Origin of the sequence: Streptomyces sp. NPDC102441 (assembly GCF_044765585.1) — a bacterium.
Taxonomy (GTDB): domain Bacteria; phylum Actinomycetota; class Actinomycetes; order Streptomycetales; family Streptomycetaceae; genus Streptomyces.
The window spans coordinates 101,193-120,565 of record NZ_JBIWKH010000005.1; the positions used below are offsets into that span (position 1 = coordinate 101,193).

General features: G+C 69.0%; 18 protein-coding genes. 8 read left to right on the top strand and 10 right to left on the bottom strand.

The features are described from left to right. Positions 1–255: 255 nt before the first annotated feature. The gene (locus ACIREO_RS11945) at positions 256–591 is read right to left on the bottom strand and encodes a hypothetical protein (protein WP_404107688.1); all 336 of its coding nucleotides are present in this window, start codon (positions 589–591) and stop codon (positions 256–258) included. A 291-nt stretch (positions 592–882) separates the two neighbouring features. On the opposite strand from ACIREO_RS11945, the gene ACIREO_RS11950 reads away from it, so the two are divergent. After that, complete coding sequence (locus ACIREO_RS11950) at positions 883–1,089, top strand: hypothetical protein (protein WP_404108761.1); 207 nt, start codon at positions 883–885, stop codon at positions 1,087–1,089. A 154-nt stretch (positions 1,090–1,243) separates the two neighbouring features. Here the strand turns inward: ACIREO_RS11950 and ACIREO_RS11955 are convergent, their stop codons facing one another. Next, positions 1,244–1,855 carry a DUF421 domain-containing protein gene (locus ACIREO_RS11955; RefSeq protein ID WP_404107690.1) on the bottom strand — a complete coding sequence of 204 codons (612 nt, stop codon included), beginning with the start codon at positions 1,853–1,855 and terminating at the stop codon, positions 1,244–1,246. A gap of 254 nt (positions 1,856–2,109) precedes the next feature. Between ACIREO_RS11955 and ACIREO_RS11960 the strand changes: the two genes are divergently transcribed. The 5 genes from ACIREO_RS11960 (at position 2,110) to ACIREO_RS11980 (ending at position 9,884) form a co-directional block, all read left to right on the top strand. After that, a complete protein-coding gene (locus tag ACIREO_RS11960) occupies positions 2,110–4,194 on the top strand; it encodes a SpoIIE family protein phosphatase (RefSeq protein ID WP_404107692.1) in 2,085 nt (694 codons plus the stop codon). A gap of 439 nt (positions 4,195–4,633) precedes the next feature. Beyond that, positions 4,634–6,073 (top strand): sugar porter family MFS transporter, encoded by a 1,440-nt coding sequence (locus ACIREO_RS11965; RefSeq protein WP_404107694.1) that lies wholly within the window; start codon positions 4,634–4,636, stop codon positions 6,071–6,073. A 2-nt stretch (positions 6,074–6,075) separates the two neighbouring features. Further along, positions 6,076–7,500 carry a glucose-6-phosphate dehydrogenase gene (gene zwf / locus ACIREO_RS11970; protein ID WP_404107696.1) on the top strand — a complete coding sequence of 475 codons (1,425 nt, stop codon included), beginning with the start codon at positions 6,076–6,078 and terminating at the stop codon, positions 7,498–7,500. Between the two features lie 88 nt (positions 7,501–7,588). Continuing rightward, the gene (locus ACIREO_RS11975; RefSeq protein ID WP_404107697.1) at positions 7,589–8,695 is read left to right on the top strand and encodes an aromatic acid exporter family protein; all 1,107 of its coding nucleotides are present in this window, start codon (positions 7,589–7,591) and stop codon (positions 8,693–8,695) included. Positions 8,696–9,080: 385 nt separating this feature from the next. Further along, a complete protein-coding gene (locus ACIREO_RS11980; protein WP_404107699.1) occupies positions 9,081–9,884 on the top strand; it encodes an AraC family transcriptional regulator in 804 nt (267 codons plus the stop codon). Here the strand turns inward: ACIREO_RS11980 and ACIREO_RS11985 are convergent. The 7 genes from ACIREO_RS11985 to ACIREO_RS12015 form a co-directional block, all read right to left on the bottom strand. Beyond that, positions 9,878–10,390, bottom strand: a complete 513-nt coding sequence (locus ACIREO_RS11985; protein ID WP_404107700.1) for a DUF664 domain-containing protein — start codon at positions 10,388–10,390, stop codon at positions 9,878–9,880. The genes ACIREO_RS11980 and ACIREO_RS11985 overlap by 7 nt on opposite strands. Before the next feature lie 52 nt (positions 10,391–10,442). Then, positions 10,443–11,444, bottom strand: coding sequence for an alpha/beta fold hydrolase (locus ACIREO_RS11990; RefSeq protein WP_404107702.1), 1,002 nt, complete (start codon positions 11,442–11,444; stop codon positions 10,443–10,445). Between the two features lie 105 nt (positions 11,445–11,549). Then, positions 11,550–11,783, bottom strand: a complete 234-nt coding sequence (locus tag ACIREO_RS11995; RefSeq protein WP_404107704.1) for a hypothetical protein — start codon at positions 11,781–11,783, stop codon at positions 11,550–11,552. An 8-nt stretch (positions 11,784–11,791) separates the two neighbouring features. Next, positions 11,792–12,463, bottom strand: a complete 672-nt coding sequence (locus tag ACIREO_RS12000) for a TNT domain-containing protein (protein WP_404107706.1) — start codon at positions 12,461–12,463, stop codon at positions 11,792–11,794. A 91-nt stretch (positions 12,464–12,554) separates the two neighbouring features. Then, positions 12,555–13,268 carry a DUF4230 domain-containing protein gene (locus ACIREO_RS12005; protein ID WP_404107707.1) on the bottom strand — a complete coding sequence of 238 codons (714 nt, stop codon included), beginning with the start codon at positions 13,266–13,268 and terminating at the stop codon, positions 12,555–12,557. A gap of 89 nt (positions 13,269–13,357) precedes the next feature. Next, positions 13,358–13,873 (bottom strand): DinB family protein, encoded by a 516-nt coding sequence (locus ACIREO_RS12010; RefSeq protein WP_404107709.1) that lies wholly within the window; start codon positions 13,871–13,873, stop codon positions 13,358–13,360. Between the two features lie 112 nt (positions 13,874–13,985). Then, positions 13,986–15,380, bottom strand: a complete 1,395-nt coding sequence (locus ACIREO_RS12015; RefSeq protein WP_404107710.1) for a glycoside hydrolase family 48 protein — start codon at positions 15,378–15,380, stop codon at positions 13,986–13,988. Between the two features lie 993 nt (positions 15,381–16,373). Here ACIREO_RS12015 and ACIREO_RS12020 point away from each other — a divergent pair. Continuing rightward, the gene (locus ACIREO_RS12020; protein WP_404107712.1) at positions 16,374–17,768 is read left to right on the top strand and encodes a glycoside hydrolase family 6 protein; all 1,395 of its coding nucleotides are present in this window, start codon (positions 16,374–16,376) and stop codon (positions 17,766–17,768) included. Here ACIREO_RS12020 and ACIREO_RS12025 read toward each other — a convergent pair. Further along, positions 17,765–18,568: a VanZ family protein gene (locus ACIREO_RS12025; RefSeq protein WP_404107713.1), complete on the bottom strand. Its 804-nt coding sequence runs from the start codon at positions 18,566–18,568 to the stop codon at positions 17,765–17,767. The two genes, ACIREO_RS12020 and ACIREO_RS12025, sit on opposite strands and share 4 nt — an antisense overlap. Positions 18,569–18,629: 61 nt before the next feature. Here ACIREO_RS12025 and ACIREO_RS12030 point away from each other — a divergent pair, with 61 nt between their 5' ends. Further along, the gene (locus ACIREO_RS12030) at positions 18,630–19,130 is read left to right on the top strand and encodes a tetratricopeptide repeat protein (RefSeq protein WP_404107715.1); all 501 of its coding nucleotides are present in this window, start codon (positions 18,630–18,632) and stop codon (positions 19,128–19,130) included. Positions 19,131–19,373: the final 243 nt, after the last annotated feature.

Genomic DNA, 19,373 nt, shown 5'->3' on the forward strand with positions numbered 1-19,373 from the left:
GCGCTGAAAGTCCCTGAAGAATCCCTGGCAACTCCGCCTCGAGCCCTACGCATTACAAGACCGTGAGCGTTCGTGGGGACATGACGGGCTGTCGTACGTCATGTCCCGGACGGAGGGGAACCAGCCCGTGCCCTCCTTCTTCGCCGACGAGCCGCAACCGCTCCGAACCGTGGCGCGGGCAGTGCCCTGGCCACCTTTGCCGTGTCGTCTTCTTCGTCCACGGAACTGGAACATCAGGAACGGTTCCCGTTGCCCTCAGGCAGGGCTGCCGATCGTCAGCTCGACCTCGTCTCCCGTCTGCACGCACTTCCGGATCAGCCATCTGCGACCGCCGATGGGCGTGCCGGCGCCGGTGGTGTAGGCCGGGACGGTGAGTACGGGGCCCGCCGGGTCCTCGATGCGCAACTCCACCTCGGTGACCACATCGTCGGCAAAGCGCAGATCCAGGTCGATCGGCCACGGGTCTGCCGCGAAGGCCCGCTCATCGGGAAGCCCCGTGACCCGGCAACGGGCGCCCGGAAACAGGTGAGTGTAGCTGCATACGGACAGGTACGTATCCGCTTCGGTCGGTCCGGTGGAGGGCTGGGGCATGAGGGGACTCCGGAATCTGCGGGGACGTCGGGCCCTGGCAGTCTGGCTCCTGAGCGGCCGGGCTCCGGCATTCCGCACCCGCGCTGCCCCGCCTGTCACCCGCCCGGAGGCCGGGAAGCCCCGGACGACTCATCCGTGATCCACAACGACGCTCGGGAGACCGGATGCCGGGGCACATGTTTGATACGAACACATCCGCTCGCATGGTCCAGACCGATAGAACTCGCCGCTCCGGTTGCGGAGTTGCTCCCTGCCGGCGTCTCTGCACGCCGGCAAGGACGGTGAGTGCACGTGTCCTTCGCGCCTCTTGGCCCCCACTCAGAGGGACATCGCGTACGAGCCCCAGAGCGTGGAAGGTCCAAGGGCCTGACCAGCTGCAGCGGCGGGAACAGCCGCTTCGCGGAGCTGGATGACGACAGCAAGGGCCTCGCCGTGTGGAACGTGGCCGACACCGACAACGCGTTCTACGCCTGCACCGACGTCAACTTCGACGCCTGACACATCGAGTGGAGTGAGGCGGGGAGAGCGGTGGGCCCACTCTGCGATGGTCAACAGCGCCGGCTTCGAGACCATCCGTGCCAGCCCCTCAGACGGTTCCGACGCGACGTGAAGCACCGTCGTCCGGCGCGCGGGGACAGCGCCGAGCGGATGATCAGTCCGGGGGGCGCTTCTCGTCGTATGCGCTCGCCCCTCCTGAAGGCCGGTCCGCCATAGCTCGCAGAAGGCTCTCGACCGACGCCAGGCGTTCTTCCAGCCGACGGATGTCGGCGCGGCTCGCGTTCCCGGCGGACGCCTTGAGCTCCACGATGAGCTGGCCGTCCGGTTCCAGGCGCGCGGAAGCGACATCGGCGATCCGCTCCCCGTTCTGCATCCGGACGGCGTGTTCGAGCTCCGTCGGACGCACCGCCAGGCGTCTGGACGCGCCCTCCAGTACCGAACCGTCCTTGATCACCGTCGTCGGTGTGCCTTCGAGGAGCCGGGCCACGCGTGGGTCGGCCACCGCCCACCGATTCATCAGCGCATTCACAACGACAAGCGTGACAGCGCCGATGAAGCCGCCCAGGAGGCTGTTGTCCGGTCCGATGACCGCGTTCTGCACCACGTTGGAGAGGAGGAAGATGACGACGAAGTCGAAGGTGTTGAGGTTGGCCAGGCCACGTTTCCCGCTGAAACGAAACAGAGCCACCATCGCCGCGTAGACGAGGACGGTGCGCAGCACCTTCTCCGCGATCGGTAGCTGGACAGTCAGCATGTCGTGCCACACAGCTACTCCTCCAGAAGGTCGGTGCCGTAAACATATGTACCCTCCGGGGCAGCGCTGCGTATCTGCGGGGCCGAGCCGCCCACAGCGGGTCCCCGGGCAGGACACGTCTGCGGTTCGGCGCACCCGAGGACGTTGTCGGCAGGACAGGCGTGCAGAAGCGGTTCCGCGCAGAATGGGGATATTGACCGCCTCTGATGCTCGGCCCGTCGTCCCGGCCCTTCGAGCGCACCGTTGAGCCGGTCAGTAGGAGGTCCATGAGCTACTCCTTCGAACCGAACGGTGGACTCGATCCGCGGGGCCGTTTTCAGGCCGCCGCCCGTGTCGCCCTGGCGGTCAACGGCATGGGCAGCTTCACCTGGGACCTGACCAGCGGCGAGATGCGCTACGACCGCGGCGGCCTTGCTGTGATGGGATTCCGGCCGGGTGAGTTCGACGGACGTCTCGGCACGCTCGGTGAGCGGATGCTGCCCGTGGAGCTGCCCGCGATCGAGGAGCAGGTGGAACGTGCACTGAGGGAACGTTCCGGCTTCAGCCTCTACTTCCGGATCCGCCGGCCCCGGGGTGGCGCGCTGCGATGGACCCACACCCAAGGTCACGTCGTCTGCGACCCGGAGGGGCGACCGGTCCGCGTCATCGGGATCATCCGGGACGCCACCGAGGAACTGCGTGCCGTCGACCAGACCGAACAACTGCGCATCGCCAGGAACGACCGACGCCGCCAGGCCGACATCGTCGGACACGTCAGCGACGCCCTCGTCCCGACCCTCACCGTCGAGGATGTCGCCGAGGCGCTGACCACCACCCGGCTTCTGGAGCAGATCGGGGCCTCCAGCATCATCCTGGGCCTGGTCGACAACGGCCGTATGGGACTGTTCGGCGCGAACGGCGTCCCCGACGATCTCATCCGCGACTTCCACCTGTCCCGTCTGAACGAGCCCCTGCCACTGACCGACGCGATCCGCGCCCGCGAGGCGGTCTTCCTGACGGACCGTACGGATTTCATCGAGCGGTACCCGGCCGTCGAGCCCTACCTGACGAAGTTCCCGCAGGCCGCAGCGGCGGTCTACCTACCGCTGATCGCCCACGACACCCCGATCGGCGCCGTCGGGCTCACCTACGAGGGCAGGGCCGGCTTCCCGCGGGACGAGCGGACCGTACTGACCGCGCTGGGCAAAGTCATCGCCCAGTCGCTGCAACGGGCTCTCCTCTACGACCAGGAGCACGAGCTCGCCGCCGGACTGCAGACGGCGATGCTCCCCGGGCACCTCCCCGAAGCCCCCGGCCTGTCCCTCGCGACCCGGTACCGGCCCACCCGCGCCCGGGGAGGCATCGGCGGCGACTGGTACGACGCCCTCACGCTTCCCGACGGCCGGATCGCCGCAGTCATCGGCGACGTGCAGGGCCACGACGTGACAGCCGCTGCCATCATGGGGCAGCTCCGCGTCGCCCTTCGGGCGTACGCCGCCGAGGGCCATCCACCGACCACCGTCATGGCACGCACCTCCGTCTTTCTGACGGAGCTTGCTACCGACCGCTTCGCCACCTGCCTCATCGCCCTGCTCGATCCACGCACAGGGATGGCGTCGATAGTGCGCGCCGGGCACCCGGACCCTTTGCTACGGCGCCCGGACGGGAGCAGCGAGTGGCTCGACATCCCCGGTGGGCTCCCGCTCGGTCTCGCGGCCCCGGGTGCCCAACCCGTGTACCCGGCGTCGGAGACGGTCCTGGAGCCCGGCTCGACGCTCGTGCTGTGTACGGACGGACTCATCGAGGCCCGCACCGAAGACATCGACGAGGGGCGCAGCCGGCTCCTCCGGGCCCTGCGCACCGGGCCAGGGCAACCCGACGACCTCGCCGACCACCTGCTGCACAGCATGGCCGCGTACACGGGGGAGGAGGACGATGTGGCGCTGCTGATCCTGCGGCGGTCCCTGGGGAGGCCCGTCCCAGCCCCGCAATGGGAGACCGGAATCGCACCCAACGACCCCGACGCGCTGCGGGCCGCACGGCTTGCGCTGCGTACAGCACTGAGCGGCTGGTCGTTGGAGGCCCTCAGCGACACCGCTGAGCTGCTCGCCTGCGAACTCGTCACCAACGCCCTTCTGTACACGGGCGGCGCCACCACGCTGACGGCCAGGCCCGTACAGAACGGCGGGCGGGCCCTGCGTCTGGCCGTCAGCGACACGTCCCCAGCCGCCCCGCGACGCCGTGCCGCCACGGAACTGCACACATCCGGCCGGGGCCTCATGCTCGTCGAAGAGCTCGCCGACGCCTGGGGAATCGAACCCCGCGGCAACGGCAAGACCGTGTGGTGCGAGATACCCGTCGCCGTGCCCTGAGCGGGCGCTCCGAACCACAGCGGCGGCTCTGCGGACACGGACACCGCGCGTCTTTCCGGAACCATCGGCCAAGACCCGGGACAGCCTTCGTTCACGACCGCACCGGCACGGGACTACGCGTTGATGGCGATCGTTCCGAGGACCAGGGCCAGCAGGAAGACCGGGGTGAACCGGCCCGCTGATCTCGACCTCGCCACAGACCGCGTGGGCGTTTCGGCCCGGCCGCGTTCAGGCCTGCCTCCGCCACCCGGTGCCGCGCCTCCGCGGCGTCCGCCGGCCCACAGCCGGCCGAACACCGGCCGTCTCGGCGCGGACCGCCAGATTCGCAATTCGTCACGCTCGGTGACCTGTCGTTCACCTGGTTGATCCTATTTATGTCGGTATCAGCAGAAGAGTGGTGACGTTGGCTTGACGGCTCATCGAGACACGAGGAAGTGACATGGTTCAGGGTTTCTCCAGAGAGCCAGGCACCCACGGGCCACTCACCGAGGTGTCCCCGGCGGGGCAGCGGAAAATCACCCTCTGGGCGGCCGCTGTTGCTCTGGGAGGCTTTCTCTTCGGCTTCGACACAGGGGTCGTGTCGGGCGCCCTGCTCTACGTCAAGCAGGACTTCCACCTGAACTCCTTCGAGCAGGGGAGCGTCGTCAGCGTGCTCCTCATCGGCGCGGTGATCGGTGCCACCTCGGCCGGCCGGGTGTCCGAGGGGCTCGGCCGGCGCAAGGCGCTGGGCACGATCGGCGTGGTCTTCATCATCGGCACGGCGATCGCGAGCACAGCGAACGGGTATCTGATGCTCATGGCGGGCCGGGTGATCCTGGGCCTCGCCGTCGGAGCGGCGTCGGCCACGGTCCCGGTGTATCTGTCCGAGATCTCACCGACCAGGATCCGCGGACGGCTGCTCACGATGAACCAGCTGATGATCACGCTCGGAATCCTGATCGCCTATCTGGTCAATCTGATCTTCTCGAGCAGCGGGATGTGGCGGGCCATGTTCGCCGTCGGCGCGATTCCGGCCGCCCTCATGGTGGCGGCCACCGTGTGGTTCCTCCCCGAGTCTCCGCAGTGGCTCATCTCCCATGGCCAGGCCGACAGAGCGCGCAAGGGAATCGCGTCGGTAACCGACGAGGCCACGGCGGACACCCTGGTCGCGCGGGCCCAGAACCGGATCGCCGAGGAACGCGAGAAGCAGGAACGGAATTCCGGAACGACCGACCGGGGAACCAGAAGGCTCTTCACTCCCGACGTGCGCCCGGCCCTCATCGTCGGGCTCACGCTCGCCGCCGTACAGCAGTTCGGCGGCATCAACACGATCATCTACTATGCGCCGACCATCATTCAGCAGACCGGTCTGAACGCGTCGAACTCCATCTTCTACTCCGTGTTCATCGGCGCGATCAACCTGGTAATGACGCTGGCGGCGATCCGGCTGGTCGACCGGGCCGGCCGCAGGATCATGGTCCTGGTATCGCTCGCCCTCATGGCCGTCTCGATCTTCATGCTCGGGCTCGCGTTCGTGGTCGGCATGAGTTCGGTGCTGACACTGCTGTTCATGGTCATCTACATCGCCGCGTACGCGGGGGGCCTCGGACCGGTGTTCTGGACACTGCTCGGCGAGATCTTCCCGCCGTCCGTCCGGGCGGAGGGCTCGAGCGTGGCCACGGCGGTCAACTGGCTGTCCAACTTCGTCGTCAGCCTGGCGTTCCTGCCCCTGGCGGCCGCCATCGGCCAGGGTGAGACCTTCTGGATCTTCGCCGGGATCTGCGTGATCGCCTTCTTCTTCGTCGGCCGCTACCTGCCCGAGACCAAGGGCCGCGACCCCGAGCAGATCGAGGCGGCTCTGCAGTCCCGCTTCGGGCACAAGCCCGAGAAAGGCCGTTGACGATGAGCGAAAGCTACCTCAGCCCACCCGACCTCGAACGCTCCACCGCCCTGGTGATCTTCGGCATCTCCGGTGACCTCGCCAAGAAGATGCTGCTGCCCGCGCTGTACCGGCTCACCGAGTCCGGCAGGCTGGGCGTGCCGGTGATCGGTGTGGCGGCCGTCGACTGGGACGACGACGCACTGCGCGGGCACGCGCGGGAAGCGGTCGCCGCCGCAGGCACGGACATCGACGAGGCGGCGCTCACCCGCTTCACGGCGGGTCTGTCCATCGTCACCGGAGACTTCGCCGACGAAGCCACCTTCGCCCGGCTGCGGGATGCCGTGGCGGGGTTCGAGTTCGTGACGTACTACATGGCGATCCCACCGTCGCTGTTCACCCGGGTCGCCGCCTCGCTGGCCGCGACCGGACTCAACCGCCATTCCCGCCTGGTGGTGGAGAAGCCTTTCGGACACGACCTCGAATCGGCACGGAAGCTGCAGGACGAGCTGTCCTCCCACTTCGACAACGCCCATCTTCTGCGCGTCGACCACTTCCTGGGCAACCGGGCGGTCGAGAGCCTGATGGTCTCCCGGTTCGCCAACACGCTGCTCGCACCGATCTGGCACCGCTCGTACGTGGACAACGTCCAGATCACCCTCGCCGAGGACTTCGACGTCGCCGACCGGGGCTCCTTCTACGATGCGGTGGGCTGCGTGCGCGATGTGGTCCAGAACCACATGCTGCAGGTCCTGGCCCTCCTGGTGATGGAACCGCCGAGCGCCACCAACGCTCAGGCACAGGGGCTGGAGAAGTGGCGGGCGCTGCACGCCACCCGCACGATGGACCCGGCCGACACCGTTCGCGGCCAGTACGACGGCTACCGGGACGTCGAGGGCGTCGAACCGGACTCCAGGACGGAGACGTACTTCGCGACCCGGATGTTCGTCGACAACTGGCGCTGGGCAGGCGTGCCCTTCTACCTCCGAAGCGGGAAGGCCCTGGCGGTCTCCGCCACCGAGGTGGTGGTCGAGCTGCGCCAACCGCCCCTGGAGCTCTTCGGCAGCGAGGACACACAGACGCCACCGAACACCATCCGTTTCCGCATCGACGGCGACACCGGGATCAGGGCGGACCTGATGCTGAGCAAGCCGGACAGGACCACCGGGCCGATGACCGTCCCCATCGGTGTCGACTTCGCAGAGGTGCTGGGGCGGCAGGAACTCCCCTACGAGAACATCCTTCGCGGAGCCGTCGAAGGCGACCCCGAGTGCTTCGCCTTCTTCCCCACCGTCCTGGAGTGCTGGCGCATCGTCGAGCCGGTGCTCGATCCGGCCGAGCCGCCTCTGGCGTACGCACCGGGAAGCTGGGGACCTGAGGAGGCCGTCGGCCTTCCCGGCCTGCGGAGCTGGCACGAGCTGGGCAACCGCCTGTTCGACGTCGTCTGAGGAGGACTGCCGCGCTGTCCCCGGCGGGCGCACGACGACCATGACGGCACGAGGGCTCCCGGCCTCCCGCCGAGGACAGAAGAGGACGATGCACGAAGCGTGGCTGCGCATCCGGGGCAACCTGTGGCCTGTGCTCCAGCAGGCCGCAGCCGCCGCGCTCTCCTGGTGGATCGCCAGAAGCGTCTTCGACCATCACGTCCCCCTCTTCGCCCCGATCGCCACGCTCGTCGCGCTCAACACACCCGTCGGAGGACGGGGCACCAACGCCGTACGAGTCCTGTCCGGGGTCATCGCGGGTGTCGTCGTCGGTCAACTGGCCTTCCGCTTCCTCGGCCACGGAGCTTTGTCCGTCGGCGTCGCCGTCCTGTGCGCGCTCCTCGTCGCGCTTCTCGTCGACGGAGAGCGCATCACGATGGCCCAGGCAGCCGTGGGCGCGGTGATCTCCGTCGCGGCCGGACGGCAGGCGGGCCTCGACCGGGTGGAGGACGCCCTGCTCGGAGCGGGCGTGGCGCTGGTGTTCAGCCAGCTTCTCTTCCCGCCGCGGCCGCTCGTCCTGCTCAGGAACGCCGAGGCCGCCACACTGAAGGGACTGAGCCGCGCGTTGGAACTGACGGCGCGAGCACTGGACGAATCGGACGAGGAACGCGATGCGCGACCGTGGAACGAACTGCGGCCCGTCTACACCCTGTTGGACGAGCTCGGCCGAACCCGGGACGACACCATCGCCATCGCCCGGCGCACCCCCCATTGGCTGGGCGGGCAGGAGCCCGTCCAGCAGGAGATCGCGTCCACGAGACGCCTGGACCTGCTGGGCAACAGCTGCCTCACCCTCATCCGCGGTGCCGCGGTCCTCGATACGGAGCACAGGCAGTCGATCGCGCACACGGTACGGGAACTGTCCGGCATCCTCGGAGCATTGGCGACTGCCCCCGCAAGCCCTGCCGTACGCCGGGATGTGAGCCGCCGGACCCTCGGCGTCGTCAGGGGCGCCCCAGCCACGGGCCCGCCTCTCCCGGTCGCCGTATGGGTGAGCGTACGACTGGTGTGTGAGGACATCCTGGTCTGCGTCGGCGCCGACACGGATGAGGCCGGACGCGCTGTACGCGAGGGAGCCGCCGAGGTATCCCTCGGTGTGCCCCCGAAAATGCGGTGGCCCATGTCCGGTCTGCGACGCCGGGGGACACGCAGGCCGTGACCGGTCAGTCGCGCCACCGGGGTTCTTGCACGTAATGGCTCCCCCTCGCCCGTGCAGCCCAGACCGCCTGACCGTACGCCGTTGATGGCAATCCGGCGGCGCACCTCCCCTGGTCGGCGCGCACCCACCGCTGTGGACGAAGGCGACGGCGGAGGAGTCGGACAAGCACAAGACGAGCGGGGCCGACGCCCTCGGTGAAATCATCGGCGTTCCCTGGCCGGGGCGGGCGGCACACAGGCGTGTGCCGCCCGGATACGTGGCCTGCGTGAGGCGGGCACGAAAGTCCCCTAGAAAGTCCCCGGCGCTGTCAAAGCCGCCGCACAACCGACGAAACCGCAGGTCACAGGGGGGGGCACGCAGCGCCGATCAGCTGTACCCTTCGTACATGGGTGCACGTCCGGACATCACCGCGTGGCGTCCACGCGTCGAGGGAATCGACGAGGTCTTCCACGCGCGCTTCGCCGATCACGCCTATCCCATGCATACGCACGACGCGTGGACGCTGCTCATCGTCGACGAGGGAATGGTCCGCTACGACCTGGACCGCCATGAGTACGGGGCGCCCAGCTCGGTGGTGACGCTGCTGCCTCCGCACGTGCCGCACAACGGTGACGCGGCGACCCCTGGAGGGTTCCGCAAACGTGTCCTGTATCTGAACACCGCGCAGATCGACGCGGATCTCGTCGGGCGCGCGGTCGACCGGCCCGTGCTGCGGGATCCGCGGCTGCGCCTCCGTGTCGACCAGCTGCACCGGACGCTCGAGCGCCCCGGGGACGAGCTGGAGGCCCAGAGCCGTTTCGCGCTCGTCTCCGAACGCCTCGCCGGGCATCTGCGCGACGAACCCCTCGCCCCGCAGGTGCCCGACAGCCGGATCGCGTACGCCCTCCGGGATCTGCTCGACGAGCGTTTCGTGGAAGGGCTGACGCTCCGCGCGGCCGCGGAGCGTCTGCACGCCCATCACACACACCTGGTACGCGCCTTCAGCCGGGAGTTCGGCATGGCTCCGCACCAGTACCTGACGGGGCGTCGTGTCGATCTGGCCCGCCGACTGCTGCTCGGTGGGATGCGCGCGCCGGAGGTCGCGGCCTCGGTCGGGTTCTACGACCAGGCCCACTTCTCGCGGCACTTCAAGCGTGTGGTCGGCACGAGTCCGGGACACTACGCGCGCACCGGTTCCACGGTCTACTGACGGCGTTCCAGCGCACCACGGACGAATGCGGCCTGCCCGGCGTGCTGAAGATCGTCGGCGATGACGCTGATCAGCCGCACGCCGAGGGTCACCGGCGGCGACCAGGCATCATCCACGACGCGGTCCAGGGACCGGCCGTCGAGCCCCCGGACGAAGCCGAGGGTCTGCTCGTTCACGGCGTCGAGGTAGCCGAGGAGGAGGTCGCCCGACGCCACCGTCACGGAGCCCACCTGGGCGCTGCTGTGGCCGTAGCCGGTTGAGCCCTTCTCGAGGGGCAGCTCGAATCGGGACTCCCAGTCCCTGGCGAACCAGATCTGCTCGGTGCCCGCCGCGTCGGCGACGTGGTCGTCCTGGACGCGTGTGAGGTGCCAGACGAGCCAGGTGATGGAGTTCGCGTCGTCGTCGAGCCTGGCGTTGAGGTCCTCGGGAGGGAGCCCCTCGACTGCGGCGTGCACCGCTTCATGGATGCGTTCGAACGCATCGGCGAGAATGCCTGCACTGTTCATACGACCACCATGGCCGGTCCGCGGGCGGGGCCCCGGCTTCGACACGCGGCGGTCACGAGTGCACGGTGTGCAGCCACTTCGTCAGCAGGGCGTTGACCTCCGCCGGGCGTTCCTGCTGGATCCAGTGTCCGCACCCTTCCAGGATGTGCGAGGAGACCAGGCCCGGGAGCGTCGTGGGGAAGGCGGCGATGGCGTCGGCCATCCAGGTGGTGGAGGAGTCGAGGGCACCCCCGGCGAAAAGGGCCGGGCCGGTGAGGCGGGCTCCGTCCCAGACTGCCAGGTCCTCCCAGTCGCGGTCGACGTTGCGGTAGCGGTTGAGCGCGCCGCTCAGGCCGGTCCTCTCGAACTCCGCGCTGTAGACGCCCAGCTCGCGCTCCGTGAGCCAGGACGGCAGGGCGCCGCCGGTGAAGCGGTCGCGCATGGCCGCTCCGGCGGGCACGAAGAAGGGGCTGTCCGCGCCGGGCGGCGGCATCGTGTCGCCGGAGAGCGAGGTGTAGAAGCCGGCCAGCCAGCCGCGTACATCGGGTTCGATCTCCGCCTCTGCGCGGCCGGGCTGCTGGAAGTAGCTGACATAGAACTCCTCGCTCCCTCCGATACGGGCGAAGCCGTCGGTGGGCCGCATCGCGTTCCAGGGGGCGTAGGGAACGCTGAGCATGCCGACGGCCGTGAACATGTCGGGCCGCAACAGCGCGCTGTGGGCCGCGATGGGCGAGCCCCAGTCATGGCCGATGACCGTCGCGGTCCTCTCCCCCAGGGCGTGCACGACACCGACGTTGTCGGCCACGAGCGCCGTCATCCGGTAGGCGTCCACCGGATCGGGGGCCGAGGAACGCCCGTATCCGCGTACGTCGACGGCGACCGCCCGGAACCCTGCCGCGGCGACGGCGGAGAGCTGGTGCCGCCAGGAGTACGAGGTCTCGGGGAAGCCGTGGATCATGAGGACGAGGGGGCCGGTCCCCTGTTCCAGGAGATGGATCCGGCCGCCGGGGACGTCCACCAGCCGGTGGACCGCCCCGGGGACGGTGGTGGAGGGTTCGGGGGCGGGCTGCGGCATGTGTCTCCTCGGGTTTCTCGGAGCCGGTCGGCAGTGACCATCATTCGATGCCGCCGTATCACCGGCCAAGAGAACTTGCCGTTACGGCAAACTGCCACAGCCCTGTCAGACGAGGAGGCGCAGGAGATGTGCGCAGGCAACCGCCTCGTCCGGGTGCCGGGCGATCACCTCGTACGTTCCGCGTTCGTACGCGCCGGTCTCCCACACCCCGTCGGGCGCCTTCCTCAGGAACAGGAAGTCAGGGGGTGTGGGGGCCGGTTCGTGAACGCCTTCGATGCGGTAGTAGCCGTCGGACACGCCGGCGGAGTGAAGCGCGGCGCGCAGTTCCCGGCGTTCCACAGCGGGTGCTACGCGCCCACGGCGGTGAGGTAGGCGTGGTCCAGCAGCCACTTCACGTTGAGCCGCTGGCCCGCGCCCGGGTCGAGGAAGACGGCGTCGAGCTTGATCTGCTGCCCTCCCCCGGGCTGCTCGAACCACGGTGCGATGCCGCCCTGCCAGACCCAGAACGGCTTGGCGACCTTGTAGACGCGGTAGTCACAAGGCACCGATGCTTCACGGGTGTTGAGGTTCTGCGGGGGCAGCGCGCGCTCCTTGTAGGCGTCACCGGCCGGCGCGAGGTAGCCGCCGTACTCCGATCCGAAGCGGTCCAGGCGCTGGCCCGTACGCAGCTTAGCGGGCTCCTTGTCGATCTCACCGTTGACTTCGGCGAAGCCGTCGTTGGGCGGGTACTTCCAGCTGCCCGTGTCCGCCGGGCCCTCCCAGTACTTGTTCAGGAAAGCGGAGGGAGACAGGCTGCCCGTGCGCTTGTATCCCTTGAGCAGCGGGCCGACGGGGGCCTGCTTCGTGGAGGGCAGCCACTTGGGGCCAAGCCGCGCGTCCCCGAGGAACTCACCGGTGCAGGGGTCGTGGCGGACGGCCGACGTCGTGCGGTCCTCGTGCGGTGCGGCGCTCGCGGCGGGTGCGGCCACCAGGCCGGCGGCGAGGCCGATCGCGGCAAGTGCTGTGCGGATACGGTTCATTCGGAGGTCCCCTCGGATGCCGATGAGTGCTCGGTAAGCTCACGTAGGGTAAACGAATGACTCCGTTTAGCGGTCGCGCCATGCCGCTGGGTCAGCCGGGCGGATCGGTGTAGCGGACGGTTACCTTCTCGAATCCGAGTGAACCGAGCAGGCCCTGGAGCATCGACGTGGTGTTCTTCTCGGCCCGCCCGGTGAGGCCGCTCTCCTCGGCAGCCTTCCCGATGTGCTGTGCCGCCAGCTTGTTGACCGACTGTTCACTGCCGGGATTGTCGGAGAAGAAGTCGCCGAGCCGGTCGAGAAGACCTCGCTGTTTGGACACCGCGTAGGAGCGGTCCGGGTCCAGGGCCGGCTTGCCCAGCGCCGCGTGGGGCAGGACGAGTTCGGCCGCGGTACGGTCCTCGTTGACAGTCACTCCCTCCGCCCCGACCCCGCCGAGATCGACGGAGGCTCCGACGGTGCCCGCGCCGACGTACAGCGTCCGGGTGCCCCGGATGGCGTCGGGGAGGAGTTTCGCGTCCTTCTCCAGGTCGACGACGACCTGGAAGTTGCCGGAGGCGGCCTCGTACGCGCTCATGTCCTGGATGGACTTCAGCACTGCGGGGCCGGAGCGGTCGGTGGTCTCCTCACCGAAGAGGCTGCCGAGCCCCGGCAGCAGGCTGAGCCGGGATCCCAGGAGCAGCAGGACCAGCGCCGCGGCACACACACCCGCGAACGGCAGGCATCCTCGCATACGTGCGCGGCGGCGCGGTGTGCCGCCGTGGCCGGGGTCCCCGGTGCTGTCTGTCCTTACGTCGGTGGACGTCATGCCTTCCGTGTGACCCCGTACCAGGATTTCAGTCCGCCCGGGCGGACGATTACGCCATATCGCGTACGAGCGGGCGGACTTGGGCCGCCTCAGGCCCCGGTGGTGCCGTCCAGCCGTTCCCGCAACAGGTCGGCGTGACCGATGTGGCGCGCGTATTCGGCGATCATGTGGACGTACACTGTGCGCAGCGAGTAGACCGTGCCGCGCCGGGTGAAGGTGGTGTCGAGCGGCACGTCCGCCGCGGCCTCGTCGGCGAGCCGGATCTCCTCCACCAGACGGGCGTAGTCGTCGGGGGCGCTGCCCGGTGAGAGGTCCTCGAAGTCCGCGTCCTTTCCCTTCTCCACGTCGTACATCGGGGGAAGCGACAGGCCCGCGAGCCCCTCGCGGAACCAGATGCGTTCCACCTTGGCCATGTGCCGGACCAGGCCGAGCAGGGTGAGGTGGGACGGCTCGACCGTCTGTTCCGCGAGCTGGCGGCCCGTCAGGCCGGAGCACTTCTGGAGCAGTGTGCTGCGGTAGAACGCCAGGAAGTAGCTCAGTGTCTCGCGCTCGCCGCCGGTGAGCGGTCCGGTGGTGCGGGTGGCTTCGGGAGCTGTCCATGTCATGCCATGATCATGCCTCGTGCCTTCCCGTTCGCGCGAGGCCCCGGCCGGACGAACGGGATCCCGGCCGCCGACGGGACGGCCGGCAGGCGGAGCCCCTGCGCACTTCGGTCACTCACTCCAGAAGATCGGCATACGCCCCCAGAGCCAGTGCGACGTCGGTCTGTGCCCAGAACCGGTGGTAGGTGAAGACCGGAGCGGCCCCGCCGTCCAGATAGGCCTGCACCTTCGACCAGTTCGGGTCGTCCTTGTAGAAGGACCGGATGGAGAGGAACGTCGAGCCGTTGTCGACGGTGTCACCGCTGGGCATCGCGCCCGTCCACCCGTCCGGGACGTACACCGGGTCGTCGAACCGGTTGTAGTCCGCGCGGGTCTCGGGAACCGCGACCCCCGCGTCGTCCTGGTAGTGGGTCCACATGCCGTCGAGCAGTCCTTCGGCCGTGGCCTTCGCCTCGGCGTCACCGGACTTGGCGGCGTAGTTGCTCGGGAGCGTAGGTGACGCGTCGTAGAAGGAGTTCGTGGGCTGGTCGGCGTGGGTGGGGATCATGTAGGTCTCCATGATTTCCCACGCACCGTTGAACTTCGCCCAGTCCCCGGTGAGTTTCCCGTACAGGTCGAGGAAGCGGGCGTCGTACTCCTTCGCCTCCGCGAGCTGGGTGACGGTGGCCTCGGACTTGCTGTGACCGGGGGCCGTTACGGCGAAGGTCGCGGCTCCCGTGCCGGAGCCGTCGGCCGAGACGGTCACCTTCTGCGGGGTGGACCAGTTCGAGGAGGTGAAGGTGAGGCTCGTGCCACCGGTGACACCCAGCCCGGAGTTCCCGGCGCTCCGCGCCACCTTCACGGTGACCGGTGAGTCGGGTGCGGTGGGGAGCGAGACCTCCAGGGCGCTTGACTCACCTTGCTCTGCTCCCAGTTGGGCGGGCGTGGCGAGGACGGCCGGGCCTGCGGTGACGGTGATTCCGGCCGGGGGTGATTCCGCCGAGGCACCGAGACTGTCGTAAGCCCTGGCGTATACGGAGTGGCCGCCGGCAGTCAGGCCTTCGGCGTCGAACGTGTAGGGGGAGGTGGTGTCCGTGCCGAGCAGCGTCGTGTCGTCGTAGAACTCGACCTTGCTGACCTCGGCGCCGTCTGCGGCCGCCGCGGCGGCGGCCAGGGGAACGGCGTCACCGACGGAGAGGACGGCGCCCGCCTCCGCAGCGGTGAGGACGGCGATCGGCGGTTGATAGGCACCCATGCATGCCTTGCCGTTGACGGCGAAGGCGGCCGGGGCGGTGTTGGTGTCGCTGTAGCTGAACTGCGCGCCCGTCGTGACGGCGCCTCCGGCGGCGATGGAGCCGTTCCCGCCCGCGTTCTTGACGGTGACCTCGCTGCCGGACTGGGACCAGGTCCCGTTCCAGCCGTCGGTGAGCTTCTGGCTGCCGGAGTGGTCGTAGCTCAGGGTCCATCCGTCGGCTCCGCTTCTGCCGGGTCTTCCGGGTAACCAGGTTCTTCGTGCGCGTCCCGATGGCATGCGCAGTACCTCCTCGCGGCTCGGCGACATGGGGGGTGTGCGGGGCTGAGCACAAGCCTTGAACCAGTGGGAGCGCTCCCAGCATGGGGACGAGGAAAAAGAGAGTCAAGAGACTTGAAGAGTCGAATTATTTCAATACCAAGAGATGAGAACTGGTGTGTTGACCGCCACCACTTGACGCTCTAACGTCAAGCCACACCAGTGGGAGCGGTTCCACCAGTCGACGTGCCGTAGGGGGCACGCCCGATCTGCAAGGAGTCGCTCATGCGTCACCCCCCGCACGTGTCGCACCTGTTCAGGCTGCTCCCCGGAGCAGTGCCGGCGTGACCGCGGTTCTCTCGCGGCCATGGTCACGGCTTCCGGATCCCCCTCGTACGCACGGTGGACAACACCACCGGGCACGGAGAGGGACCAGCCCCCACGCCGGCGTCGCCAGGCTCGGCAACGAGCCCCGCACCACGGATCCGACCGGCTCCACCGGTCCGGCGGATCTTCCGTCCCCCCGCCGGACCGCCCGGAACGGGCGTCCGGAACCACAGGCGCGCCTCTGTGCGGGCGGGCGTCGGCCGAGACGCCCGAACCCGTTCCTGTGTCCCCGAACGAGGAGTACCGGCTTGGCCTGAACCCTGGATCCGCGGCACGCGGACGGCACGGACCATGGGCGCCCGCGGGCACGCAGCACCGCCCATCGCCGCATGACACACCCACAACTCAACCATCTGTGCGAACGAGGACGCTCGAACCCCGCTCGCACCGGTCGGGCCGAAGTCCCTTTCGCCGCAGGCGAGATCGGCGTGAACACCTGCCCCCGCCGGCTTCGCCGACCGGGTTTGGGCAGGGTTCGGCGACCAGGACTCCCGGACGGGTCCGGAACACCTGGGACCACGACCCGGCCCGTCCTTGATCAGCGACTACGACGGTACCCCCACCCCGTACGGAATCGGGCTGCGTGATCATCTGCGCGCCCTCGACAGCTGAGGAAACGGAATTCGTATGAGCCGCACGAGCCGCACCACCCTGCGCCGATCCCGATTTGCGCTCATAGCGGCGGGAGCACTCGTCGCCGCAGCCGCGGGCACCGCCACCGCGGTTGCCCCCTTCGGTAACTCCACAGCGGCGGCGGGCCAGACCGCCGCGGCCGAGGTCGACAACCCGTACGAGGGCGCCAAGGTCTACGTGAACCCGGAGTGGTCGGCCAACGCCGCCGCCGAACCGGGTGGCAGCCGGGTCTCCGACCAGCCGACCGGCGTGTGGCTCGACCGCATCGCCGCCATCGAGGGCGCCAACGGCGGAATGAGCCTGCGTGACCACCTGGACGAGGCCCTGGCCCAGAAGGGCTCCGGCGAGCTCGTCTTCCAGGCGGTCATCTACAACCTGCCTGGACGCGACTGCTCGGCGCTCGCCTCCAACGGCGAACTCGGCCCCACCGAGATCGACCGCTACAAGACCGAGTACATCGACCCGATCGCAGCCATCTTCGCCGACGAGAAGTACGCGGCCCTGCGTATCGTCACCACCGTCGAGATCGACTCCCTGCCGAACCTCATCACCAACGCCGGCGGCCGTCCCACCGCCACGCCGGAGTGCGACGTGATGAAGGCCAACGGCAACTACCAGAAGGGAGTCGGCTACGCGCTCGACAAGCTCGGCAACGCTCCGAACGTCTACAACTACATCGACGCGGGGCACCACGGCTGGATCGGCTGGGACGACAACTTCGGCCCCACCGCCGACATCTTCAAGGAAGCGGCGACGACCGAGGGCGCCACCGTCGACGACGTGCACGGCTTCATCACCAACACCGCCAACTACGGCGCGACGACGGAGGACCACTTCTCCATCGACGACTCCGTCAACGGCACATCCGTGCGTCAGTCGAAGTGGGTCGACTGGAACCGCTACACGGACGAGCAGTCCTACGCCCAGGCCTTCCGTGACGAGCTGGTCTCGGTCGGCTTCAACTCCGACGTCGGCATGCTGATCGACACCTCGCGCAACGGCTGGGGCGGCGCGGACCGGCCGACGGGTCCGGGAGCCACGACCAGTGTCGACACCTATGTGGACGGCGGCCGCTACGACCGGCGCATCCACCTGGGGAACTGGTGCAACCAGGCCGGGGCCGGTCTCGGCGAACGGCCGCAGGCGGCACCCGCCGCCGGGATCGACGCGTACGTCTGGATGAAGCCCCCGGGGGAGTCGGACGGCTCCAGCGAGGAGATCCCGAACGACGAGGGCAAGGGCTTCGACCGGATGTGCGACCCGACGTACGAAGGTAACGTCCGCAACGGCAACAACCCGTCCGGGGCACTGCCCGACGCGCCGGTCTCCGGCAAGTGGTTCTCCGCTCAGTTCCAGGAGCTCATGACGAACGCCTACCCGGCGCTCTAGGCTCCGCGCCGGCGGGCTCCGGGCGCTCCCCCGCCCGGGCCCTCCCGCCGGCCGCGCAACCTGTCGAACAGAGCGCGTCCGCGTGCCACCGGCGCGGACGCGCTCCGGCGTGCGGCGGAGCCGGACCCGGGCCTGCCACCGGCCTTCGCCTTGGTGCCGGGCTTCGTCTCGGCGCCGGCCTTCGCCTTGGTGCCGGCCTTCGCCTTGGTGCCGGCCTTTGATGCTGTGGCCGGATTCGTCCTGCGCCTGGCCGCCGGCTCGGTCCTGCCGGGCGTACGCGGTCCGGGCGTCGGCTTGTCCGCCGCGGCCGGCTCGTCGGAGAGAGCGTGGTAGCGGTGGCTGATGCGCCGTCCCACCAGCGCGTATCCCAGCAGCGCGCCGGCGGTATTGAGGATCACGTCGTCGACGTCGAAGGCTCGTCCCGCCACGAGCGCTCCCTGGGCGAGCTCGACGACCGCCATGACCAGCACCGTCAGCACGGTCATCCGGAGCATCCGGAGCCGACGCGGCACCAGGATCGGCAGCAGCACGCCGAACGGGGCGCCCAGCAGAAGATTTCCGCCCGCCTGTTTGCACGCGGCGAGGAAGGTGTACTCCTCCGCGTACTGCCGCAGCGACCGCCCCGGCTTCAGGTTGGACGTCACGATGCCCTCCGACGCCGGTGACGGTGTGAGCGTCACCTTCGCCAGGAGCACGGAGAACGCGACAAGCGCCGCGAACGCCGCAGCCAGCACCGCCGCGCGCAGCAGTAGTTGTCCCATACGTCTGCGTCGTGCACCGGGGTCCGCCTCTGCAGTCATGGCGGAACGGATGCCCCCAACCCCGGCGGCCACACCCCGGGCCGGGTGCGACCATGTGGGCATGAGCGCACAGAAGAAGGACGAACTGCTGGCGGCAGCCGTGCGGCTGCGGGAAGAAGGCCATCCCGAACAGGCCAGGGAACGCCTCCTCTCCCTCACCTCTTCGTTCCCCGACGCGGCGGACGTCGCGTATCAGACCGCGTGGGTCCACGATGTGCTCGGGCTGGAGGCCGAGGCCGTCCCGTACTACGAGCGGAGTCTGCAGAGCGAGGACCTCACCGAGGAGGAACGCCGCGGAGCACTCCTCGGTCTCGGCAGCACCTATCGCGTCCTGGGCAGGTTCGGGCAGGCCGTCGAGACGCTCCGGGGCGGCGTGTCGGAATTCCCGGACGACGGAGCGCTGAGGACCTTCCTGTCCATGGCCCTGTTCAACACCGGCGAGCATCACGAGGCCATGCAGCTCCTGCTGCGCCTGGTGGCGACGACGAGCGACAGTCCGCACGTACGGCAGTACCGGCCTGCCATCGAGCACTACGCGGCCGATCTGACCCGGATCATCTGAGCACCGGGCCGGGCGGCACAGCAGGGGGAGCCCAAAGGAGAAGCCCCGGCCGGATCGGGGGAATCCAGCCGGGGCGGCTTGTGTGCGGAGCCGAAGGCGGACCGCCACCCGGCGGCTTCCGGCCGCTCACTCCGACCTATAGATGAACGATAAACCACTGTCCGGCGTTCCCGTGAATCCGGCCCCCGCTGTGTGATCCACACCACGACCGGGCAGGCCGGACCGCCATCACCGACGGCGGGC

Excerpts from the sequence above, each read along its gene's own strand:
- ACIREO_RS11945 (WP_404107688.1), bottom strand. The coding sequence starts at position 591 with ATGCCCCAGCCCTCCACCGGACCGACCGAAGCGGATACGTACCTGTCC.
- ACIREO_RS11960 (WP_404107692.1), top strand. The coding sequence starts at position 2,110 with ATGAGCTACTCCTTCGAACCGAACGGTGGACTCGATCCGCGGGGCCGT.
- ACIREO_RS11965 (WP_404107694.1), top strand. The coding sequence starts at position 4,634 with ATGGTTCAGGGTTTCTCCAGAGAGCCAGGCACCCACGGGCCACTCACC.
- zwf (WP_404107696.1), top strand. The coding sequence starts at position 6,076 with ATGAGCGAAAGCTACCTCAGCCCACCCGACCTCGAACGCTCCACCGCC.
- ACIREO_RS11975 (WP_404107697.1), top strand. The coding sequence starts at position 7,589 with ATGCACGAAGCGTGGCTGCGCATCCGGGGCAACCTGTGGCCTGTGCTC.
- ACIREO_RS11980 (WP_404107699.1), top strand. The coding sequence starts at position 9,081 with ATGGGTGCACGTCCGGACATCACCGCGTGGCGTCCACGCGTCGAGGGA.
- ACIREO_RS11985 (WP_404107700.1), bottom strand. The coding sequence starts at position 10,390 with ATGAACAGTGCAGGCATTCTCGCCGATGCGTTCGAACGCATCCATGAA.
- ACIREO_RS11990 (WP_404107702.1), bottom strand. The coding sequence starts at position 11,444 with ATGCCGCAGCCCGCCCCCGAACCCTCCACCACCGTCCCCGGGGCGGTC.
- ACIREO_RS12000 (WP_404107706.1), bottom strand. The coding sequence starts at position 12,463 with ATGAACCGTATCCGCACAGCACTTGCCGCGATCGGCCTCGCCGCCGGC.
- ACIREO_RS12005 (WP_404107707.1), bottom strand. The coding sequence starts at position 13,268 with ATGACGTCCACCGACGTAAGGACAGACAGCACCGGGGACCCCGGCCAC.
- ACIREO_RS12010 (WP_404107709.1), bottom strand. The coding sequence starts at position 13,873 with ATGACATGGACAGCTCCCGAAGCCACCCGCACCACCGGACCGCTCACC.
- ACIREO_RS12015 (WP_404107710.1), bottom strand. The coding sequence starts at position 15,380 with ATGCCATCGGGACGCGCACGAAGAACCTGGTTACCCGGAAGACCCGGC.
- ACIREO_RS12020 (WP_404107712.1), top strand. The coding sequence starts at position 16,374 with ATGAGCCGCACGAGCCGCACCACCCTGCGCCGATCCCGATTTGCGCTC.
- ACIREO_RS12025 (WP_404107713.1), bottom strand. The coding sequence starts at position 18,568 with ATGACTGCAGAGGCGGACCCCGGTGCACGACGCAGACGTATGGGACAA.
- ACIREO_RS12030 (WP_404107715.1), top strand. The coding sequence starts at position 18,630 with ATGAGCGCACAGAAGAAGGACGAACTGCTGGCGGCAGCCGTGCGGCTG.